Source organism: Ramlibacter tataouinensis TTB310 (assembly GCF_000215705.1).
Taxonomy (GTDB): Bacteria; Pseudomonadota; Gammaproteobacteria; order Burkholderiales; family Burkholderiaceae_C; genus Ramlibacter; species Ramlibacter tataouinensis.
This window is the reverse complement of record NC_015677.1, coordinates 887856-907904: the sequence shown is the minus strand read 5'-3', so window position 1 is coordinate 907904 and position 20049 is coordinate 887856. Positions and strand designations below refer to the sequence as shown.

General features: G+C 67.1%; 20 protein-coding genes. 6 read left to right on the top strand and 14 right to left on the bottom strand.

Translation table 11 applies throughout. The features are described 5' to 3' along the window. Positions 1-44: 44 nt before the first annotated feature. The 9 genes from RTA_RS04490 to rfbB form a co-directional block, all read right to left on the bottom strand. The gene (locus tag RTA_RS04490) at positions 45-1298 is read right to left on the bottom strand and encodes a hypothetical protein (protein WP_013900191.1); all 1254 of its coding nucleotides are present in this window, start codon (positions 1296-1298) and stop codon (positions 45-47) included. Further along, positions 1295-2869, bottom strand: a complete 1575-nt coding sequence (locus RTA_RS04485; RefSeq protein WP_013900190.1) for a glycosyltransferase — start codon at positions 2867-2869, stop codon at positions 1295-1297. The genes RTA_RS04490 and RTA_RS04485 overlap by 4 nt, the downstream gene beginning before the upstream one ends. Next, positions 2866-4110 (bottom strand): FkbM family methyltransferase, encoded by a 1245-nt coding sequence (locus RTA_RS19645; protein WP_013900189.1) that lies wholly within the window; start codon positions 4108-4110, stop codon positions 2866-2868. Before RTA_RS19645 ends, RTA_RS04485 begins: the two co-directional genes overlap by 4 nt. Further along, complete coding sequence (locus RTA_RS04475; RefSeq protein WP_013900188.1) at positions 4107-5453, bottom strand: ABC transporter ATP-binding protein; 1347 nt, start codon at positions 5451-5453, stop codon at positions 4107-4109. The genes RTA_RS19645 and RTA_RS04475 overlap by 4 nt, the downstream gene beginning before the upstream one ends. Continuing rightward, positions 5443-6261, bottom strand: a complete 819-nt coding sequence (locus RTA_RS04470; RefSeq protein WP_041675046.1) for an ABC transporter permease — start codon at positions 6259-6261, stop codon at positions 5443-5445. Before RTA_RS04470 ends, RTA_RS04475 begins: the two co-directional genes overlap by 11 nt. Before the next feature lie 94 nt (positions 6262-6355). Beyond that, complete coding sequence (gene rfbC, locus RTA_RS04465) at positions 6356-6913, bottom strand: dTDP-4-dehydrorhamnose 3,5-epimerase (RefSeq protein WP_013900186.1); 558 nt, start codon at positions 6911-6913, stop codon at positions 6356-6358. Beyond that, positions 6910-7797, bottom strand: coding sequence for a glucose-1-phosphate thymidylyltransferase RfbA (gene rfbA, locus RTA_RS04460; RefSeq protein WP_013900185.1), 888 nt, complete (start codon positions 7795-7797; stop codon positions 6910-6912). Before rfbA ends, rfbC begins: the two co-directional genes overlap by 4 nt. A 6-nt stretch (positions 7798-7803) precedes the next feature. Beyond that, a complete protein-coding gene (rfbD, locus tag RTA_RS04455) occupies positions 7804-8694 on the bottom strand; it encodes a dTDP-4-dehydrorhamnose reductase (RefSeq protein WP_013900184.1) in 891 nt (296 codons plus the stop codon). 7 nt (positions 8695-8701) lie between these two features. Further along, on the bottom strand, positions 8702-9769 hold the full coding sequence (gene rfbB / locus RTA_RS04450; RefSeq protein WP_013900183.1) for a dTDP-glucose 4,6-dehydratase: 1068 nt from the start codon (positions 9767-9769) through the stop codon (positions 8702-8704). A 202-nt stretch (positions 9770-9971) separates the two neighbouring features. Between rfbB and RTA_RS04445 the strand changes: the two genes are divergently transcribed. The 5 genes from RTA_RS04445 to RTA_RS04425 all read left to right on the top strand — a co-directional run bounded on the left by RTA_RS04445 (position 9972) and on the right by RTA_RS04425 (position 12871). Next, the gene (locus tag RTA_RS04445) at positions 9972-10478 is read left to right on the top strand and encodes a phasin family protein (protein WP_013900182.1); all 507 of its coding nucleotides are present in this window, start codon (positions 9972-9974) and stop codon (positions 10476-10478) included. 88 nt (positions 10479-10566) lie between these two features. Next, positions 10567-11232: a TetR/AcrR family transcriptional regulator gene (locus RTA_RS04440; RefSeq protein WP_013900181.1), complete on the top strand. Its 666-nt coding sequence runs from the start codon at positions 10567-10569 to the stop codon at positions 11230-11232. Between the two features lie 19 nt (positions 11233-11251). After that, the gene (locus RTA_RS04435; RefSeq protein WP_013900180.1) at positions 11252-12025 is read left to right on the top strand and encodes a tetratricopeptide repeat protein; all 774 of its coding nucleotides are present in this window, start codon (positions 11252-11254) and stop codon (positions 12023-12025) included. Positions 12026-12097: 72 nt separating this feature from the next. Beyond that, positions 12098-12553 (top strand): hemerythrin domain-containing protein, encoded by a 456-nt coding sequence (locus RTA_RS04430; RefSeq protein WP_013900179.1) that lies wholly within the window; start codon positions 12098-12100, stop codon positions 12551-12553. Between the two features lie 63 nt (positions 12554-12616). Further along, a complete protein-coding gene (locus tag RTA_RS04425; RefSeq protein ID WP_013900178.1) occupies positions 12617-12871 on the top strand; it encodes an acyl-CoA-binding protein in 255 nt (84 codons plus the stop codon). Positions 12872-13235: 364 nt separating this feature from the next. On the opposite strand, the gene RTA_RS04420 is transcribed toward RTA_RS04425, so the two are convergent. From RTA_RS04420 to RTA_RS04400, 5 genes are all read right to left on the bottom strand, one after another. After that, positions 13236-14207, bottom strand: coding sequence for a Bug family tripartite tricarboxylate transporter substrate binding protein (locus RTA_RS04420; protein ID WP_013900177.1), 972 nt, complete (start codon positions 14205-14207; stop codon positions 13236-13238). 103 nt (positions 14208-14310) lie between these two features. Beyond that, positions 14311-15237, bottom strand: coding sequence for a LysR family transcriptional regulator (locus RTA_RS04415; protein ID WP_013900176.1), 927 nt, complete (start codon positions 15235-15237; stop codon positions 14311-14313). After that, entirely contained in the window at positions 15234-15602 is a 369-nt protein-coding gene (locus tag RTA_RS04410; protein ID WP_013900175.1) for a polyhydroxyalkanoic acid system family protein, read from the bottom strand. Before RTA_RS04410 ends, RTA_RS04415 begins: the two co-directional genes overlap by 4 nt. Then, positions 15595-16683 carry an aminopeptidase gene (locus RTA_RS04405; protein WP_013900174.1) on the bottom strand — a complete coding sequence of 363 codons (1089 nt, stop codon included), beginning with the start codon at positions 16681-16683 and terminating at the stop codon, positions 15595-15597. Before RTA_RS04405 ends, RTA_RS04410 begins: the two co-directional genes overlap by 8 nt. A 14-nt stretch (positions 16684-16697) precedes the next feature. After that, complete coding sequence (locus RTA_RS04400) at positions 16698-18794, bottom strand: molybdopterin-containing oxidoreductase family protein (RefSeq protein WP_049871217.1); 2097 nt, start codon at positions 18792-18794, stop codon at positions 16698-16700. 84 nt (positions 18795-18878) lie between these two features. On the opposite strand from RTA_RS04400, the gene RTA_RS04395 reads away from it, so the two are divergent. Then, a complete protein-coding gene (locus tag RTA_RS04395; protein ID WP_041675045.1) occupies positions 18879-20009 on the top strand; it encodes an ABC transporter substrate-binding protein in 1131 nt (376 codons plus the stop codon). The last annotated feature ends 40 nt before the right edge of the window (positions 20010-20049 follow it).

Here is a 20049-nt window from a genome sequence, read left to right as displayed (position 1 = left end):
CGCAGTGCCGATGCCAACGCGACTCCAGCCGCGCAGCCCAAAGTTCACGAGAGTCTCCTGAGCACGCCCCGCATACCTTCACGCCGGAACACTCGCCAACCACGCCGCAGCAGCGATGCCGGCGGGCCCGCAGGCTGCAAAGGCTTGGCGCCCGCCAATTGCGCAGCTTGCACGACTGCCCGGCCTGGTTCGGGCGAACAGCCGGGCGACAACTGCTGGGTCAACCGCTCCAGCTCGCCGGCCTGGCGTGTGGGATCAAACAGACCCGGGTACTCGCGCGGCGCATTCTTCTTCCACCAAAGGGGATAGCCCGTCACTTCAAACGGGTCGGCGAAAGTGTCCTGCAGGTCTGGCCGGTCGCGATAGACGACACGTTGGGCGGGGCTGATAGGCGTGCCATCGGAGAAGGTGTTGTACGCCCAGGGCACCCGGGCCAGCGGATCCTGCGCCAGCTTGCGTGTGGCGTCGAGGTACCACTGCACAAGACCAGCAACGGCGGCATTGCCTTGCGCATTCTTGTCCGCCATTGCCTTGTGCGCACCGCTATCGAAGCCAGTGAAATGATAGAAACCAAGCGGCTCACCGTTCACGCGCAAGCCTTCGGTAACAGAACCCTCCAGCAGGCGACGGCGCAGGTTCCAGGTGGCCACGTTGTGGCGAGGCGAGCGCAGGATGCCAACGTTATCGAAGAATGCCGGTACGAGGTCGATCCAACGCTGGTCAGTGAACAGGCCATTCTTGATGTCATCGCGACAGAAGCGGTAGATGCGCTCGCACCACCAGCTGGCAAAAGCCCTACCCTGTTCGTCGGCCTTGACGCCCGCGAAGCCCAGGTTGTAGATGCCGTGCTTGAGACAGCTGATCTCGTTGTCCATCACGCCCTCCAATGTCAACTCGGGAAGCGTGAGGTGGGGTGTCAGCACCACACTGTGCCTGCTCACTGCCTGAACGATATCGTCCAGGCGTGAGAAGGCCACCGTATCGGGGTCCATGTAGAGGACGCCGGCGCAATCGTCGCGCTCCAGCAGGGCCCTCAGCATGAACGGCTTGATCGCGGTTGCTAGTTCCACTATGCGATGGCAGAAGATCCAGCGCTGCACGTTCGGGATACCCATTTCCTCGACGGCCATGACGTGGTCGAAGGGCTCGGCCGTCAGATCGCTGCCCGGCGCAATGCGATCGGCCAACGCCAGGTGCAGCACGAACTCGGGGTGTAGCCTGCGCAGGGACTCAAACAGCATGCGCACCTTCGGGATGTAGTTGAAGGCAGCGCTGGTGAATACGTGGATCTTTTTCATTGGTCCCTCTGCAGGCTGAGGATATGGATATCGCGGTGGAAGGCGATGAGGTCATCGAGCAGCGCCGCAGCGCCGCGCTGCCGTAGCACCCGGCCGCGCTTGTACTGCGCCACACAGTCGGCCGGTGCGCCCAAGTCGAAGCAGGCCACCGGTAGCGCCAATTGCACCAGTTCGTGCGTGACGTAGGAAAAGGTTTCGGGGCAGATTGAGGGCAACAGGAACACGTTTGCGCCAGAGCGTTCGATCAAGCCCGGCAGCTCGTCGCGCTCATAAGCGCCGGTCACTGTCACGGTGTCGCCGGCCACGGCGCCCTCCAGCGTCCCAAAGACCGTGATGCGCACTGGCGCTCCGCGCGCCTCGATTTCACGCGCCAGCGCCTTCAGCACACCCGCGCCCTTGTGCATGCTGATGGCGCCGACCACGCCCACGTGCAGCGGCCCCTCACCCAAGTGATGCACTTGGGTCGTGAATCGGCGTACTTCGTGCGGCACCACGCGGATGCGCGTGCGGTCCAGTCGGGGGTAGGCACGCAGTAGCAGATCTTGGGATGAGGCCGAGAAGCAGAGGATGGCGTCGGCTACAGCCAGCGCATCACCCCAGGTGCTACGCCACCCGACCATGTCTGGAGCGGGCCGGACAGTCGGAAAGGCGTTGTCGTTGCAGCGCATGCAACGCATGCATTCCTCGATCGGGGGTACCCCACAGAAGGTGTTGGCGTCGTTCAGCAGGAATGGCGACGGGCATACCGCAAGGTAGTCGTGCACTGCCACGGTGAGCGATGCGCCCGCCGCCACGAAGGCCTGCAGCCAAGCAGGCACCTCACCCGCGCGCGGAAAGGAGACCGCGTCGTTGTAGAAGACCTTATGCACCAGGCCAGAGGCCGCCAGAGCCGCAGGCAGATTGCCGCTGCAAGCCATCCGCAGCACGTGTCCGGTACTGGTCTGCAGCTCCAAGCCATAGCTCAGGCGATGCACGTCGAAAGTCATTACCGCCAAGAGCGGCAGCTCGGTAAGTCGGTGTGTCACCCATTCCTTGCGGTAGTGGTTGGCCCCGCCGCCCATGGCATGGTCAATCACCAGGCAAAGGCGCTGCAGACCGGCCGCCTTCATGGCCACCCGCACGGCCGCCAACGCCTCTTCATCCCCCGCGACTTCGCCCTCCGCTTGTTCGGCATCGACCGTGGCCTGGCCTTTCCACTGACGTCGCGCTCGCCGCACGAACGTGCGCAAACGCTCATTGAGCGAGGCCCGTGCCGCTGGCACGCCGTCAACCAGCACAACGAAAGGCTCGCCGCTTTTCACGGTGCCGAGCAACTCAATACGGTGCGGCCGCGAATAGCTCCAACCCACATAGGCCATCCAGCCAGACCAGCGCGCCTGCGGTTCGCTCGGGAAGGCCGCTGCGACGTCGGAGCGCTCTTTGCCCGCCGTGACCGGCAGGTGCAGGCTGGCGCCGTCCTCCAGCGTGACACGCAAAGCCAGCTCGTGCGTTGGCTGCACTGGATGGAAGAGCCAACCGTAGGCGAACAGTCGCCCCTCGCGGACCACCAGCGCGTCGAGGCTGTGCTTCACGGGCGCCGGCCCCCGAGCCCCTGACGCAGGCGCTCGGTCCAGTACAGGAGGCTGCTGCGCCGATAGCGCTCCGCCTGCGCCTGTGCCTGCTGGGCTTGTGCCTGTGTCCGCTGAAAATGATCAGCCAACGCCTGCACGGCAGCAACGGAGTTGGCTGCCAATTCGGCGCGCCGCTCCGCCTCCTGTGCACGGTCACAAGCTGCCTTTATGACACTTTCAAGCTCGGTCAAACGTTCCTGCTGACGCTGAACCACAGGCTTAAGAGGCTCCGCGCCGAGGGCCTCCTGAGCTCGGTCGTAGGCTTCCTTAACCGCATGTTCCAGCTCCGTGATGCGGTCCTGCTGACGCCGCGCTACAGGACTGAGATAGTCCGTGCCAAGCACCGTAGCCGCCGCGCCTTGGGCAAGCACCTCGATGGGGTACTGCGCCTTGTGCAACAGCAAGAGGGCCAAGTCATCCAACGAAGCGATCGGAGTCAGCTGATCAGCGATGGTGCGCAGCATGTCCTGTTTCTCGGGGGCGACCGCCAGGAGCGAGGCCTCAACGGCATCGCCAAACATGTTTTCGTTCTGCCCACGCAAGTTGGCCGGATTGAACGCCGGCGAGAGTACCCCGTAAACCCTATATCCCAGCGCAATGCAGGCCGCCAAGGTGCGGCTGCCCCGCTCCAGGTCGTTGCACTCCGCAAACAGCAGCGGTCGCTGATGTGCCAACGTGCGGCGAGCGCCAGCCAGCACATCCGCCTCCATCCCCTCGGCATCAAGCTTGATGAAGTCGAGTCGGTCTATCGCCAAGTCATCCAGGCGCTCGATCACGATGGTCTCGGTACGGGCAGCAGCCTCGTGTCCTTCCAATGCCAAGCCGCCGAAGTTGGCTTCACTCTCCAGATCGATCGCCGGCACCTCAATGCGCTCCGCACGCGAGCCGAGCGCACAGGCGTGCAGCACCACTTGAAGCAGGCCGTTGCGCTCTACGTTGCGGCGCAACACCTCGCGAATGCCGGCACGTGGCTCGAAGCTGTGCACAACACCCTCCGGCCCCACCATGGTGGCGAACGCCAGGGTATGTGTGCCGAGGAAGGCGCCGACGTCGAGCACGACCGTGCCCGGCCGAATCAGGGCCGCAAGCAGTTCCAATTCCAGCTGCGCCCATTCGCCGTATTGCACGAGGGAACGCGACACAACGCTGTCCCCCGACAGGCACTCCATGTCGCCGTAGCGAGTGGTTGCTAGGACCGTCATAGTGCCTCCTCCCGCGCGGGGTGCCGCGACAGTCGCACCGCCAAGTCCGGCAAGCCGCAAATGCCCTGCACCAAGCGACCACGCAGCGAGGTTAGAACCAGAGCGTCGTGCACCCAATGATGCTGCGTGTGCTCGTGGCCCAGCCCTTCGGCGAAGGCGATGTCCAGCGTGTAATGGCCTTGAAGCAAGATCGGCATGCGGAAGCTGAACTCCACTGTCACCACGTCGCCAGGCGCAAACACGGGACGGCTGCTACGAAAGGCACTGTCTGTGCTTTCAGAAAAGATGAACTGCCCAAGTCGGTCCTTGATGGTGATGCCGAAGGCGGGATCGGCAATGGGCTGCTCCATGCGCGCCTGCAACCGCAGGACAACCTGGTCGCCCCCGCGCAGGGTAGTCAGCAGACGGCCTTCAGGATCATGGAAGCCAGCCGAAACGAAACGCCCGCCGCCTTGTCCGAATGACTCGGCTGCGTGGTTATACGGGGAAACCTCCACCATATTCTCGGCGAAAGGGTCGGCCAGCCACTCTATGACGTCGTCCTTGGCTGGCGCGGCCGCCGCGTCCAGTGGGCTGCTCGACCGCAGGCTCTCCTCCTGACGGGCATAGAAGTCCTGCAGGTAGGCCTTGCAAACGGTCTCGGCCGGCCCAAGCACGTAGTCGCCTGCCGATGGCTGCCGCAGCCATAGTGCGGTACGGCACAGGTTCATCACGGCTGCAGTGTCATGGCTGACGAACAGCATGGTGCCGCCGCCCTCCTGGAAGCGGCGCAGAAAGCGCATGCACTTCTGCTGGAAGTAGACGTCACCCACGGCCAAGGCCTCGTCCACCACCAGCACATCGGCATCGACATGCGCGATCAGCGCAAATGCCAGCCGTACGAACATGCCACTCGAGTAGGTCTTGACCGGTTGGTCGACGAAGGCGCCGATCTCAGCAAAGGAGAGGATGCGCTCCATGCGTTCCTCCACTTGCTGCCGGCTGAGGCCGTACAGTGCCCCAGCCACCGCAATGTTCTCGCGCCCGGTGAACTCAGGGTTGAAGCCCGCTCCCAGCTCGAGCAGGGCGGCCACACGACCACGCACGGCGATGGAGCCTGCGGTAGGGCTGAGAGTGCCGCATATGAGCTGCAACAGCGTGGATTTGCCCGCGCCGTTGCGGCCAATAACACCCAGCGTCTCACCCCGTGTCACTGCGAACGACAGCCCGTTCAGGGCCAAGTACTCGCGGTAGTGCTTGCGCCCGCCCAGTGCCACCAGCTGCCTCAGACGGTCTCGTGGCGAGTTGTAGATCTGGTAAGCCTTGGCGAGGCCCTGGACTTCGATGATGGGTTCAGACGACATCGGCAAAACCCCGGCGAGTGCGCTGAAAGAAAGCGAAGCCAGCCCACGCCACGATCAGCGCCACCGCCAGCTGCAGCAGGTAACCCGGTGCTGCCGGAACGCGCGACCAAATCAGAACCTCGCGGGTCGCTTCAATGGCGGGCGCCAGCGGGTTGATCGCCAACAGCGCCTGGTAGCCTGGCGGCAAGATTGAAAGGGGATAGAACAGCGGCGACAGGAACATCAAAATTCCCAGCAGCACGCCTACGAGCTGCGCCAGGTCGCGCATGTACACGCCCAGGGCGGCGGTAAACCAGCTCAGGCCCAGCGTCAGCACGCATACGGGCAGCAACTGCAAGGGCAGCAGCAGCACTGTCCATGACGGCACTCCCAGGACCAGCAACGCGAACAGCTGCCACACCAAGTAGCTGATGCCAGTGTGGAACAGTGCTGCGCCCAACGTCACCCAAGGCAAGATCTCCAGAGGAAACACCACCTTTTTCACGTAGCTCTGGTTCTGCAGGATCAGCGAGGGCGCCCGGTTGAGGCATTCCGAGAAAAGATTGAACACCAGCAGCCCGGCGAAGAGGATCAGCGCGAACTCACCACGCGAGGCGCTCTGTCCCTGCCAACGCGCCTGGAACACCACGCTGAACACGAATGTGTAAGTGGCCAGCATCAGCAGCGGCAGCAGGAAGGCCCATACGATGCCGAGCATTGATCCTTTATAACGGCCGGCGACCTCACGCCCCGTGAGCGTGGCAATCAGCGCACGATGGCGCCACGCGCTGGCCACGATCTCCAGCGGGGACGAAGAATAAGCACTCATCTGGTCAGGACGGCGCAGCGGATCACGCAGGCCGGGTGATTGGGTTCATCTGGATGCGAAAAGCGGGCCTGACGGGTGCGCGGCACGCCAGCAATCAAGCGAACACGTCAGCCCGGGCCAGCAGCACGCCCGCTTCGTCCTTCGCCGACAACAGCGGCTGCTTGATGCCTGCTGCCTGAAGTCCCCAGTCGATTCCGATAGCCGGGTCATTCCAGGCGATGCAGCGCTCGTGCTGCGGGGCGTAGTAGTCCGTGGTCTTGTACAAGAAGTCGGCCGAATCGCTCAGCACCACAAAGCCATGCGCGAAGCCGGCTGGCACCCAGAACTGGCGATGGTTGTCTTCCGAGAGCTCGGTGCCTGCCCAGCGGCCGAAAGTGGGGGAGGAGTGCCGGATGTCCACAGCTACGTCAAAGACCCTCCCACGCACAACGCGCACAAGCTTGCCTTGTGGCTGTTGCAGCTGATAGTGCAGCCCGCGCAACACGCCTTTGGCGGAACGCGAATGATTGTCCTGCACAAATTGAACCTGCAGCCCGGTGGCGTCATTGAACTGGCGCTGGTTGAAGCTCTCGAGGAAAAAGCCGCGGGCATCACCAAACAACTTGGGCTCAATGATGAGCACGTCGGGAATGGCCGTCGGGGTGACTTTCATTCGACGATGCCCTCGCGCAGCACGTGGAGCAGGTACTTGCCATAGCCGTTCTTGGCCATCGGCTTGGCCAGCTTCTCCAATTGCGCGTCGTCGATGAACCCCGCACGCCACGCGATCTCTTCGGGACAAGCGATCTTCAGCCCCTGGCGATGCTCCAGCGTCGCGATGAACTGGCTGGCCTCCAGCAGGCTCTCGTGCGTACCCGTGTCCAGCCAGGCATAGCCACGCTGCATGATCTGCACCGACAGTGCCTTGCGCTCCAGATAGGCCTGGTTGACCGCGGTGATCTCCAACTCGCCGCGTGCGCTGGGCTTCACGGCCTTGGCGATCTCGACGACCTGGTTGTCGTAGAAGTACAAGCCGGTCACGGCATAGTGGCTCTTGGGCCTGGCCGGCTTTTCCTCGATGCTGCTGGCCTTGCCTTCCGGATCAAAAGCCACCACGCCATACCGCTCCGGGTCGTTGACGTGGTAGGCGAACACGGTGGCACCGGTCTTTTGCGCGTCGGCGTTGCGCAGCAAGGGGGCCAGGTCGTGCCCATAGAAGATGTTGTCGCCCAGCACCAGTGCGCTGGGTGCATTGCCGACGAACTTGTCGCCGATGATGAAGGCCTGCGCCAGGCCATCCGGGCTCGGCTGCACGGCGTACTGGATGTTCAGCCCCCATTGGGACCCATCGCCCAGCAGCTGGGTGAAGCGCGGCGTATCCTGCGGGGTGCTGATGACGAGGATGTCCCGCATGCCCGCCAGCATCAGCGTGCTGAGCGGGTAGTAGATCATCGGCTTGTCATACACCGGCAGCAGCTGCTTGCTGATGGCCAGCGTGGCCGGGTGCAGGCGCGTGCCGGAGCCGCCCGCCAGGATGATGCCTTTGCGTTGTGTCATGGGGAGCTAAAGAATTTCTTCCAGCATCCGCGCCACGCCTTGCTGCCAAGGGGGCAGCGTCAGGTCGAAGGCGGCGCGGAAGCGGGAGGTGTCGAGGCGGGAATTATGAGGACGCCTGGCGGGCGTTGGAAAGGCGGTGGAGGGAACGGGTGCGACCGCTTCCACGCCCGCCTTCAGCACCTGCCCTGCTTGCTGGGCGGTCGCGATGACGAAGCGCGCATAACCGTGCCAGGAGGTCTCGCCCCCGGCCGCCACGTGGTAGAGGCCGGCCTTGCCGCCATCGGCCACCAGGGCGCGCAGGGCATGGGCCGTCACGTCGGCCAGCAGGTCCGCGCCGGTCGGCGCGCCGACCTGGTCGTCCACCACGGTCAGGCGGTCCCGCTCCTTGGCCAGGCGAAGCATGGTCTTGGCGAAGTTGCCGCCGCGCGCGCCATAGACCCAGCTCGTCCGCAAGATCAGGTGCCGCTCGCAATGTTGCTGGATGAGCCGCTCACCCTCGAGCTTGGTCAGGCCATAGACGTTCAACGGCGCAGTGGGCTCGGTTTCGATGCGCGGGGCCGCGCCACTGCCGTCGAACACGTAGTCCGTTGAGTAGTGGACCAGGGCCGCGCCGCATGCATTGGCTGCCTGCGCCAGCACGCCCGGTGCCACCGCGTTCACCAGCTGCGCGCTGTGCTGATCAGTCTCGGCCTTGTCGACGGCGGTATACGCCGCCGCGTTGACGATGACGTCTGGCCGCACGCGGCGGACGGTCTCGGCCAGCCGATCAGGTTCCAGAAAATTGGACGGAAGATCCGCCTCGCGCGAGCCCAGCGCCACCAGCTCGCCAAGAGGCGCCAGGCTGCGCTGCAGCTCCCAGCCCACCTGGCCGTTCTTGCCAAACAACAGGATCTTCACGGCAAACTCAGGCAGCGCGCGCGGCGTAATTGGTGTTCATCCACTCGCGGTAGGCGCCGCTCTGCACGCGCTGCACCCAGTCGCCGTGCTCCAGGTACCAGCGCACCGTCTTGCGGATGCCGGTCTCAAAGGTCTCCGCCGGCTTCCAGCCCAGCTCGCGCTCGATCTTGCGGGCGTCGATGGCGTAGCGGCGGTCATGACCCGGGCGGTCAGTCACGAAGGTGATCTGCTCGCGGTAGCTGCCGCCGCCGGCGCGCGGCTTGAGCTCGTCCAACAGGTTGCACACCGTCTGCACGATCTCAAGGTTGGGCTTCTCGTTCCAGCCGCCGATGTTGTAGGTCTCGCCCAGACGGCCGGCCTCCAGCACGCGGCGGATGGCGCTGCAATGGTCGCCCACGTACAGCCAGTCCCTGATCTGCTGGCCGTCGCCGTACACCGGCAGCGGCTTGCCCGCCAGGGCGTTCACGATCATCAGCGGGATCAGCTTCTCGGGAAAGTGGTACGGACCGTAGTTGTTGGAGCAGTTGGTGGTCAGGACCGGCAGGCCGTAGGTGTGGTGGTAGGCCCTCACCAGGTGGTCGCTGGCCGCCTTGCTGGCCGAGTAGGGGCTGTTCGGCTCGTACTTGTTCTGCTCGGTGAAGGCCGGATCCTTCGGAGCCAGCGAGCCGTACACCTCGTCGGTAGACACGTGCAGCAGGCGAAAGCCCTCGCGCTCGCCGCCCTTCAGCTCGCCCCAGTACGCCCGCACGGCCTCCAGCAGGCGGAAGGTGCCGACCACGTTGGTCTCGATGAAGGTGCCGGGCGCGTGGATGGAGCGGTCCACGTGGGATTCGGCTGCGAAGTTCAACACCGCTCGCGGGCGATGCCGGGCCAGCAGTTGCCTCACCAACTGCTGATCGCCGATATCACCCTGCACGAAGACATGCCGGGAGTTGCCTTCCAGGGAACGCAGGTTCTCCAGGTTGCCGGCGTAGGTCAGCTTGTCGAGGTTGACGACGCCCTCGCCACCCGCGGCCAGCCAGTCCAGAACGAAGTTGGAGCCGATGAAGCCGGCCCCGCCTGTAACCAAAATCATGTGTACTTCCCCTCTGCGCGGCCACCGTGCTGTTACAGGTACCTCCGACAAGAGGCCGGGATTATCTCATCGACGGTTGAGCATTTCCGCCTACCTCCTCTCCTTGGTAAGTCCCGTCGCAGCACTCGCGCCTAGAAGTGTTTGCCTAAACACCACGCCGCAGCCCGACGTACATTCACCAACCTCGCCCCCGGAATGCACCATGGCCCAGAAACAGAAGCCCACCAGCGACGACAGCAAGAGCGGCGCCCCGTTCGCCGACACCATCAAGGAATCGGCCAGCCAGATCTGGCTGGCAGGCCTGGGCGCCTTCGCCAAGGCGCAGCAGGAAGGCGGCAAGGTGTTCGAGTCCCTGGTCAAGGACGGCCAGACCCTGCAGCGCAAGACCCAGGCGGCCGCCGAGGAAAAACTCTCCGAAGCGAGCCAGCGCATGGCCAGCATGGCCGGCGACCTCTCGGCCAAGGCCTCGGGCCAGTGGGACAAGCTGGAGACCATCTTCGAGGAGCGTGTCTCCAGGGCGCTGCACCGGCTGGGCGTGCCTTCGTCCCAGGACCTCGCCACGATGGCAGCCCGCATCGAGGAACTCGAACGCACCGTCGCCCGGCTCAGCGCCCGGCGCGCCAGCGCGCCGCGCAAGACCGCGGTGCGGCCGGCTGCTCGAGCCGCCAAGCCGGCGGCCAAGCGCGCCCCTGCCCGCAAGTCGGCCTGACCGGCGGCCCACGCAGACCAGGCGCTTCGGCGCCGCACATTGCTGCGTTGCAGCAGCGCCAGCTCAGCGCGCCGCCTAAACTGGCCGCATGGCCAAGAAAGCCCCGCGCCGCACGGCTGAACGCATCCTCGAGGTCACGCTCGATCTGTTCAACCGCTTCGGCGAGCCCAACGTCTCGACCACGCTGATCTCGGCCGAGATGGGCATCAGCCCGGGCAACCTGTACTACCACTACCCGGCCAAGGACGAACTGGTCAACGCGCTGTTCTGCCGCTACGAGCGCGCCCTGGGCGAGTTGCTGAACGCGGGCGGCGGCGTGCGTGACGTGGAGGACGCCTGGTTCTTCATGCACACCCTGTTCGAGCTGATCTGGCAGTACCGCTTCCTGTACCGCGACCTGAACGACCTGCTGTCCCGGAACCGGCGGCTGGAGACGCAGGTCCGGGGCGTGCTGAAGGACAAGGTGCGCGCCGTCTGCGCCCTGCTGGACGGCATGTGCCGCGCGGGCGCGGTGCGCATCGACAAGCGCGAGGCCGGGCCGACCGCCACCAGCATGGTGGTGGTGCTGACCTATTGGCTCAGCTACGAGTACGCGCGCGATCCGCGCCGCGCCCTGGAGCCCGAAGGCGCGCAGCAGTCCTTGCTGCGCGGGGCGCACCACGTGCTCCATCTGCTGGTACCCTATCTGGAACCAGGCCAGCGCGTGCATCTCTTGGGCCTGGCGGGCGCGTACGGCGCGCCGCAGAACGAATGAGCAGTACAAGGAGACAAGCATGGCGCGATGGACGCCGTTCCCTCATCTGGGCGATTACGCATTCGATGCGGACGGCCTGAGAAAGCACTGGGCGCGGCTGCATGCCTGCGACGCCGAGCCCCTGCCCCAGGATCCAGCCGTGCTGCAGGCCTGGGCGCTGCTGCACCAGGGCGAGTTCCAGAAGGCGGCCGAGGCCGGCCTCGCGGCCGGCGGCACCGGCATCACGGTGGCCAACAAGGCGACGGCCCTGTACGCCAACTACCTCGAGAGGAAGGAAAAAGCCAAGCTCGAGCTGCTGATGGAAGTGGCGCAGCGCGCGGCTGCCCAGGCGGCGGCGGAGCCCGGCAACCCCAACGCGTGGTACTGGCAGGCTTACGCGCTGGGCCGCTACATGCAGGGCATCAGCGTGGCCAAGGCGCTGGCCCAGGGCCTGGGCAGCCGGGTCAAGGAGGCGCTGGAGCGCGCCATCCGGCTGCAGCCGCGCCATGCCGACGCGCACATCGCGCTGGGCGCCTTCCACGCCGAGGTCATCGACAAGGTGGGCTCGCTGATCGCCGGCATGACCTACGGCGCCCGCAAGGACGTGGGGCTGAAGCTGTTCCAGGAGGGGCTGCGGCTCAACCCGGGGTGCCCCATCGCCCTGGTCGAGTACGCCAACGGCCTGGTCATGCTGGAAGGCGAAAGCCGCATGGAAGAGGCCACGCGCCTGTACGAGCAGGCCGCCGCCTGCCAAGCCGCCGATGCGCTGGAGCGGCTGGACGTGGAGCTGGCCCGCGTCGAGCTGCAGGAGTAGCTGGACGGGACCTGCGGGCGGTTGCGGCCTGCGCCTACAGGGCCAGGCCGGCCAGCCGCGCAGACTGCGCGCATGGACATCTTCCAAGCCCTGCTGCAAAGCCACAAACGCCAGCGCGAGCACTGCGCCCGCCTGCTGTCCGGCATCGGCGATCCCGAGGCGCGCCGCCAGGCCTTCCAGGAACTCAAGTCCGAGATGGCGGCGCACGAGACCGCCGAGGAGCGCGCCTTCTATGTGCCGCTGATCGAGCACGACGACACCGTGGACGAAGCCCGCCACGCCATCGCCGAGCACCACGAGATGGACGAGATGGTCGAGGAGCTGGAGGAAACCGGCGAGGGCTCGGCCGAGTACCTGGAGATGGTGGGCAAGCTGGTGCACAAGGTCGAGCACCACCTGAAAGAGGAGGAGCAGAAGTTCTTCCCTGAGGCCCGCAAGGTGCTGCCGCCGCCCCGGCAGGAGGAGCTGGGCGCCCTGTACCAGGAAGAGCACGAGCGGCTGGTGGCCAAGGCAGAAAGCGCCGGCTGATCGGCCTTGCCTCCTGGGCGCGGCGTTTAAGATGCCGCGAAACTACCCAGGAGAAACCTGCCCATGGCCGACCTCAAAGCCGCCTTCGAATCCGCCGTCGCCAATTCCAAGAACCTCAGCGAGCGGCCCGACAACGCCACCCTGCTGAAGATCTACGCCCTGTACAAGCAGGCCACGGTGGGCGACGTCACCGAGAAGAAGCCCGGCTTCGGCGACATGGTGGGCCGCGCCAAATGGGACGCCTGGAACGGCCTGAAGGGCACCTCCAGCGAGCAGGCCATGCAGCAGTACGTGGACCTGATCGCGTCCCTGAGCTGATGGCGTCCGTATTTCTCAACGCCTTCCTCTTCCTGGCCATCAGCGCGGGAAGCGCCAGGAGGCTCGGCGTCAAGCGAAAGGGATCAAGTTCAACGACCGAGAGCTCAATGAGACAGCCGTCCGTGAATACAGGGAGCTCAAGGACAACATCTTTCCCCAAGGAAAGCTCGACGATGCGGTGATCGTCAAGGATCACCCGCATGTGCCTGTCGTTGTTGTGCGGGTCCCCGATGCCAAGACGCTGGCCCGCATTCTTTCGCATCCCCAAGTTGTAGGCGTCCAGGGGGATGTTGCATTCAAACCTGCAACCAGTCAGAGCCTGCCCCGATAGGGCAAACCACCGCTAGCGCCGCGGCGTTGGCTGTCAGTCCACGGTGGCGCCGGAGTCCTTGACCACCTGGGCCCAGCGCGGCAGCTCGCCGCGGATCATGGCGGCGAACTGCTCGGGGCTGGATTTGTACGGTTCGGCGCCCACGCCCGCGAGCTTCTCGCGCACGTCGGGCGCATCCAGCGCCTTGGCCAGCTCGGCCTGCAGCTGCGCCAGCACCGGCTTGGGCGTGCCCGCCGGCGCGAACAGGCCGTACCAGGGCGTGTAGCCCAGGCCCTGGACCGTCTCGCCGATGGTAGGCACCTCGGGCAGCGCCGCGACGCGCTTCTCGTTGACCACGCCCAGCACCTTGAGCTTGCCGCTCCTAATGAAGGCGATGGACGAAGGCAGGCTTTGCACGGATACCTGCACCTGGCCGCCGACCAGGTCGGTCACCGCCGCGGCGGCGCCCTTGTACGGCACGTGCACCAGCTGGATGCCGGCGGCCTTGCCCAGCATCTCGCCGAACAGATGGTTGAGCGTGCCGTTGCCGGCTGAGCCGATCATGATCTTGCCGGGCTGCGCCTTGGCCATGGCGATCAGCTCCCCCACGTTCTTCGCCGGGAAGCCGTTGTTGGCCACCAGCACGTAGCCGGCGTTGGCCACCGGCGAGACGGGCTCGAAGTCCTTGAGCGGGTCGAAGCCCGGGTTCTTGTAGAGCGAAGGGTTGATCACGTAGCTGCTGTCGGCCGTCAGCATCAGCGTGTAGCCGTCGGCCTTGGCGCGCGCGGCCAGCGCGGTGCCGACGTTGCCGCCCGCGCCAGGCCGGTTGTCCACGATGAACTGCTGGCCGGTCTGCTCCGAGAGCTTCTGCGCGATGACGCGGGCGATGGCGTCGTTGGCGCCGCCGGCGGCCTGCGGGACGATCACCGTGACCGGCTTGCCCGGGTACTTGTCGGAAGCGAGGACGGGCGCCCCGAGGGCGGCCAGCAGGGCCAGCGCCAAGCCGGCGCGTCGGGTGGTGTTCATCGTGTCTCCTGGATCGGGGTCTGGCTGCGCCAGTCTAGGAAGCCGGCCGCGCCCACGGAATGGCCCAGCCGCGAGCGCTGCTTTCGCCGAATGCGAAAGCCGATCAGGGTTTATCAGGGGTGACGCCGCCCGGGCCCCGCGCTCCGAGCAGGTGGTCGCGCAGCGTGCGCACCGGCCGCGGCAGTACGCCCCAGTCGCGCGCACCGATGAGCAGCTGCCGCTCCACCCAGGGATCGCTGATCGCCACCATGCGCAGCCCCAGGGCCCGCACCAGCGGCTGCACCGCCGCGTTGGGCAGCACCGCCACGCCCAGCCCCGCGGCCACCATCTGGCACATGGCATCGAAGCTGCGCACGTGGATGCGGATGCGCAGCGCCTTGCCCAGCGGGCGCGTTTCCAGCGCCAGCCGCTGCGCGAGCGAGGTGTCCTGCGCCAGGCTGACGAAGTCGAAGTCGGCCGCCTCGGCAAAGGCGATGGCCTCGCGCTGCGCCAGCGCATGGCCCTGCGGCACCACCAGCACCAGCCGGTCGCTGCGATAGGGCAGCGTCTGCAGGCCCAGGGCCGGCGTGCGCTCGGCGAACAGGCCCAGGTCGGCCCGCCCGTCCGCCACGGCCAGCACCACGTCGCTGCTGTTGTGCTCGTGCATCTCGATGCGGATGCCGGGGTGCAGCGCGATGAACGACGCCAAATCGGCGGGCAGGAACTGGGTGATGGCCGAGGTGTTGGCCCACAGGCGCACCACCCCGACGACGCCCTTGGCGTGGTCCGACAGGTCCGCGGCGAGCTGGTCCACGTCGCTCAGGATGCGCTGGGCGTGCCGCTGCAGCGCCTGGCCGGCCGGCGTGAGCGTCACGCCGCGCGAGTGCCGGTCGAACAGCTCGGCGCCGACGGCGGCCTCCAGGTCGGAGATGCGCTTGCTGGCCGCGCCCACGGCCAGGTGGGCCAGCTCGGCGCCCCGGCTGATGCTGCCGGTGCGCACCACCAGCGAGAACAGCGAGAGCGAGACCAGGTCCAGCCGGTGGAGGTTCACGCCGGGCGGCCGCCGGACTTCTTCTTCTTGGCGCTGGCCTGTGCCACGGCCTGGTCGAAGGCCTGGACCGGGTTGTCCTGCGACAGCAGCTGGTCGAGGTTCTTCTCGATCTCGGCGACGATGCGGTCCTTGAACGCACCCAGCAGGAAGCCCAGGCGGGCGTCCAGCTCGAAGCGGTCCGGCGTGACGCGCAGCTCGCCATTGACGCCCGAGCGCTTGAAGCTCACCACGTCGGAGGTCTTGCCCTCCTCGTAGCTGCAGTCCATGTCCAGCTTGGCTTCGGCGGTCTGGGCCCACTTGAAGGCCAGCTCGCGCGCCTGCGCCAGGCCGAGGGTGTGTTCGCGTTTGATGTGGATGTCAGGCACCGGCCATCTCCTTTAATTTCTCGTGTCGCCGCGGCTTGGGCAGCTGCGCCAGCGCTTTGGCCGCATCATAGAACCGCTGCCAGTTGCCGCCCTCGCGCTCGAACAGCGCCTCGAAGCCCGGCACCAGTTCGTCGTACGCCGCCTGGGCGCCGAACGATGCGTTGTTGGCCTCGGCCACCCAGCGGTCGAAGTTGCGCCAGCGCGCGGGATCGCCGCCCCAGCTGTCGCGCAGGCGGGCATAGCGCGCCCGGAAATCGGCCATCGTCTCCTGCTTCAGTGCCTCCTGGCCGGCCAGGTCCTGCGTGCCGGGCACCTTCTTCTCGTAGATGGCCTTCAGGCGCTCGCGCGTGGCCTGGGTGAGCTGGCGGAACTGGCGGCGCCGGGCGTCGAACTGGGCGTACTCCTGGCGTGCCGCCTCGCTGGCGTGGGTGGCCAGCCAGCGCCGGCCGCCCAGGCGCTCGACCGCGGTGGCGAAGGACTCGTTGAACATGGTGTCGTTCTGCACGTACAGCACCTGGTGCGCCAGCTCGTGGAAGATCAGCCGCGCCAGCTCGCCTTCGGGGTAGTGGATGAAGGTGTTGAGCAGCGGGTCGCCGCCGGCCCAGTTCATCCAGCCCAGGGTGGAGTACGCCGGCACCGGGTACACGCTGGCCTCGTAGCCCTGCTGGCGCAGGTCGGCCGCCTCGGCCCGGGCGTCGGCCTCGTCGAAGTAGCCGCGGTAGCCCACGCAGCCGGTCACCGGGAAGCACCAGGTCTTGAGCGTGAGCGAGTAGGCCGGCGCGCCCACCACGTTCCACACCACGGCCGGCCGGCGCAGGTCGGCATAGCGGCGGTAGCTGGCGTTGTCGGGCAGGCCCAGTTCCTGGCTGGCGAAGGCGCGGATGCGCTGGCTCAGCTGCAGCTTGTCCTTCAAGCGCTCGGGCGTTTCGGCCCCGTCCAGCCATTCGCTTACCGGCCGCGCGGCCTGGAGCATGCCCAGGTGGCCGGCGGCCGATTGCCAGTAGTAGCCCAGGTTGGCGCAGCCGGACAGGCACAGCGCCGCCGCCGTCGCCAATGCCGCCACGCCCGCCAGGCTTGCCATCAGGAGCTTGCGCCTCACGCGGCCGCGGGTGCGGTGGCGGGCGCGGCCACGGCCTGCACCTCCACCAGGCAGTCGTAGAACACCGGGCCGCGGCCCAGGTCGGTGAGCTTCTGGCTGGTCAGCTCGTTGACGTTGGTACCTTGGAGGCCCAGCTTGCGCCACCAGATGCCCAGGCCATTGACCACGCCCGGCCGCGCCCGCGTCGACACCTCGGCCTTGCAGCGGTACTCGCCCCGGTCGTTGAACACGCGCACCACGTCGCCGGTGGCGATGCCGCGCGCGGCGGCGTCCTGCGCATGGATCTCCAGCAGCGGCTCGCGCTCGATGTCGCGCAGGCTTTGCAGGTTGACGAAGGTGGAGTTGAGGAAGTTGCGTGCCGGCGGCGAGATCATGGCCAGCGGGTAGCGCGTGGAGCTGCCCGCCGTCTCGTGGTTGGGCAAGTGGTCGGGCAGGCCGTCCAGCCCCGCGCGCGCCAGGCGCTCGCTGAAGAATTCGCAGCGGCCCGAGGGCGTGGGAAAGCCACCCTCGGCGAAGGGCGCGTCGGGGATGGCCTGGGTGGCGAAGCCCTGGGCGAGCAGCAGCTCGAAATCGAAGTGGCCGTCCACCGCCAGGCGGCACAGGTCCTCGTCGCTGTCGGCGAAGCAGTCCTCGGTGAAGCCCATGCGCCGCGCCAGCTGGCGGAACACCTCGGTGTTGGTGCGCGACTGGCCCACGGGCGCGATGGCGGGCCGGTTCAGCAGCACGTCGGTGTGGCCGTAGGAGAGGTGGAGGTCCCAGTGCTCCAGCTGCGTCGTGGCCGGCAGCAGGTAGTCGGCGTAGTCGGCCGTGTCGGTGCGGAAATGCTCCAGCACCACGGTGAACAGGTCCTCGCGGGCGAAGCCGCGCACCACCTTGCCGGACTCGGGCGCCACCGCCACCGGGTTGCTGTTGTAGACGATCACGGCCTCGACCCGGGGGCCGAAGGCCGGCGAGGACGGCCGCAGCAGGTCGTCGCCGATGGTGCTCATGTTGATGGTGCGGGGCTGGCGCCCGGCCAGCAGGTCGGCGCGCTGCAGGGCCGCCCGGTTGAACCGGACCATGCCCGAGCTGGACAGCAGCAGGCCGCCGGCGCGGTGGCGCCAGGCGCCGGTGAGCGCCGGCAGGCAGGCGATGGCGCGGGCCGCGTTGCCGCCGCCGCGCACGCGCTGCATGCCGTAGTTCAGGCGGATGGCCGCCGGCCGGGTGGTGCCCCAGGCGCGCGCCAGGGCCCGGATCTGCGCCGCCGGCACGCCGCACACCTGCGCCGCGCGCTCGGGCGCCCAGCGCAGGGCGCGCTCGCGCAAGGCCTCCCAGCCCAGGGTGTGCCGGGCCAGGTAGTCGTGGTCCAGCCAGTCGTTGACGATGAGCTCGTGCATCAGCGCCAGCGCCAGGGCGGCGTCGGTGCCGGGGCGCAGCTGCACGTGCTCGTGGCATTTCTCGGCGGTTTCGGTGCGCCGCGGGTCGATGCACACCAGCCGGGCGCCGTCGCGCTTGGCCTGCTGCGCCAGGCGCCAGAAATGCAGGTTGCTGGCGATGGAGTTGCTGCCCCAGATCAGGATGAGTTTGGACTCGGCGAAGAACTCCACTTTCATGCCGACCTTGCCGCCCAGGGTCTGGGTCAGGCCCTCGGCGCCGGCGGCGGCGCAGATGGTGCGGTCCAGCAGGGAGGCGCCCAGGCGGTGGAAGAAGCGGGCGGCCATGCCCTCGCCCTGCACCAGGCCCATGGTGCCGGCGTAGCTGTAGGGCAGGACGGCCTGGGGGTCGCGCGCGGCGATCGCCTTCAGCCGGTGCGCGATGTCATCCAGCGCCTGGTCCCAGCCCACCGGCTCGAAGCGGCCCGAGCCCTTGGGGCCCACGCGCCGCATCGGATGCATGAGGCGCTCGGGGTGGTAGGTGCGCTCGGTGTAGCGCGAGACCTTGGTGCACAGCACGCCGTCGGTGGGCCGGTGCGCGGGGTTGCCCTGCACCTTCAGCGCCACGCCGTCACGCACGGTGGTGATCAGGGCGCAGGTGTCCGGGCAGTCGTGCGGGCAGGCGCCCAGCACCTGGGCGGTGCCGGCGGCGGCAGGGGGGATGCGGGCGTCTGGATGCATGGGCTGGGTATTGTTGCGCGCGCAGTCGGCCGTTAAGAAAAATCGGAACTGGCGTGACTGATGAGTCGCCATAAGAATAACGAGATGATTTCCCGTCGAAAGTTCTCCCAGGCCCTGGGCGCCGTCGCCGCGGCGGGCGCCCCCGTGCTGCGCGCGCAGCCTGACAACCGCATCATTCTCGGCCAATCCGCGCCGTTCACCGGCCCGGCGGCCCAGCTGGGGATCCAGTTCAACCGCGGTGCCAAGCTGTACTTCGACCAGGTCAACGCGCAAGGCGGCATCCACAAGCGCAGCGTGGAGCTGGTGACCCTGGACGACGGCTACGAACCCGACCGCTGCGCCGACAACACCCGCAAGCTGCTGGCCGACGACGCCTTCGCCCTGTTCGGCTACATCGGCACGCCCACCAGCCTGGCGGCGCTGCCGCTGGCCACAGCGGCCAAGACGCCGTTCTTCGCGCCCTTCACCGGCGCCATGGGCCTGCGCCAGCCGTTCAACCGCTACGCCTTCCACATCCGCGCCTCGTACAACGACGAGGCGGCGCTGATCGTGCGCAACCTGACCACGCTGGGGCTGCAAAAGATCGCCGTCTTCTACCAGAACGACGCCTATGGCAAGGCCGGCCTGGACGGCGTGCAGCTGGCGCTGGCCAAGCTGAACATGAAGCCGGTGGCGCTGGCCACCGTGGAGCGCAATTCGGTGGACGTGGCCGCCGCCGTGCAGACCCTGGTGGCGGCCAGGCCCGACGCCATCGTGCAGATCAGTGCCTACAAGTCCTGCGCCGCGTGCATCCGCACCGCCCGCAAGGCCGGCTTCGGCGGCACCTTCTTCAACGTGTCCTTCGTCGGCACGCAGGCCCTGGCCGACGAGCTGGGCAAGGACGGCGCGGGCGTGGTGGTGTCGCAGGTCATGCCCTCTCCCTATTACGCCGCGCGCGCCATCACCCGCGAGTTCGTGGAGGCCGTCAAGAAGGCCGGTGGCGACCACCAGGCCAACTTCTCCAGCATGGAGGGCTACCTGGCGGCCAAGGTCATGGCCGAAGGCCTGCGCCGGGCCGGCCCCAAGCCCAGCCAGGACACCCTGGTCGCCGGGCTGGAGACCATCAACAACCAGTCGTTCGGCGGCTTCGAGGTGACGTTCTCCCCCGCCGACCACGTGGCGTCCAGCTTCGTGGAGCTGTCCATGCTCACCGGCGACGGCCGGGTCAGGACCTGAGCCACAGGGGCGGGCCCCACGAGCTAGGAAGTAACCGGCG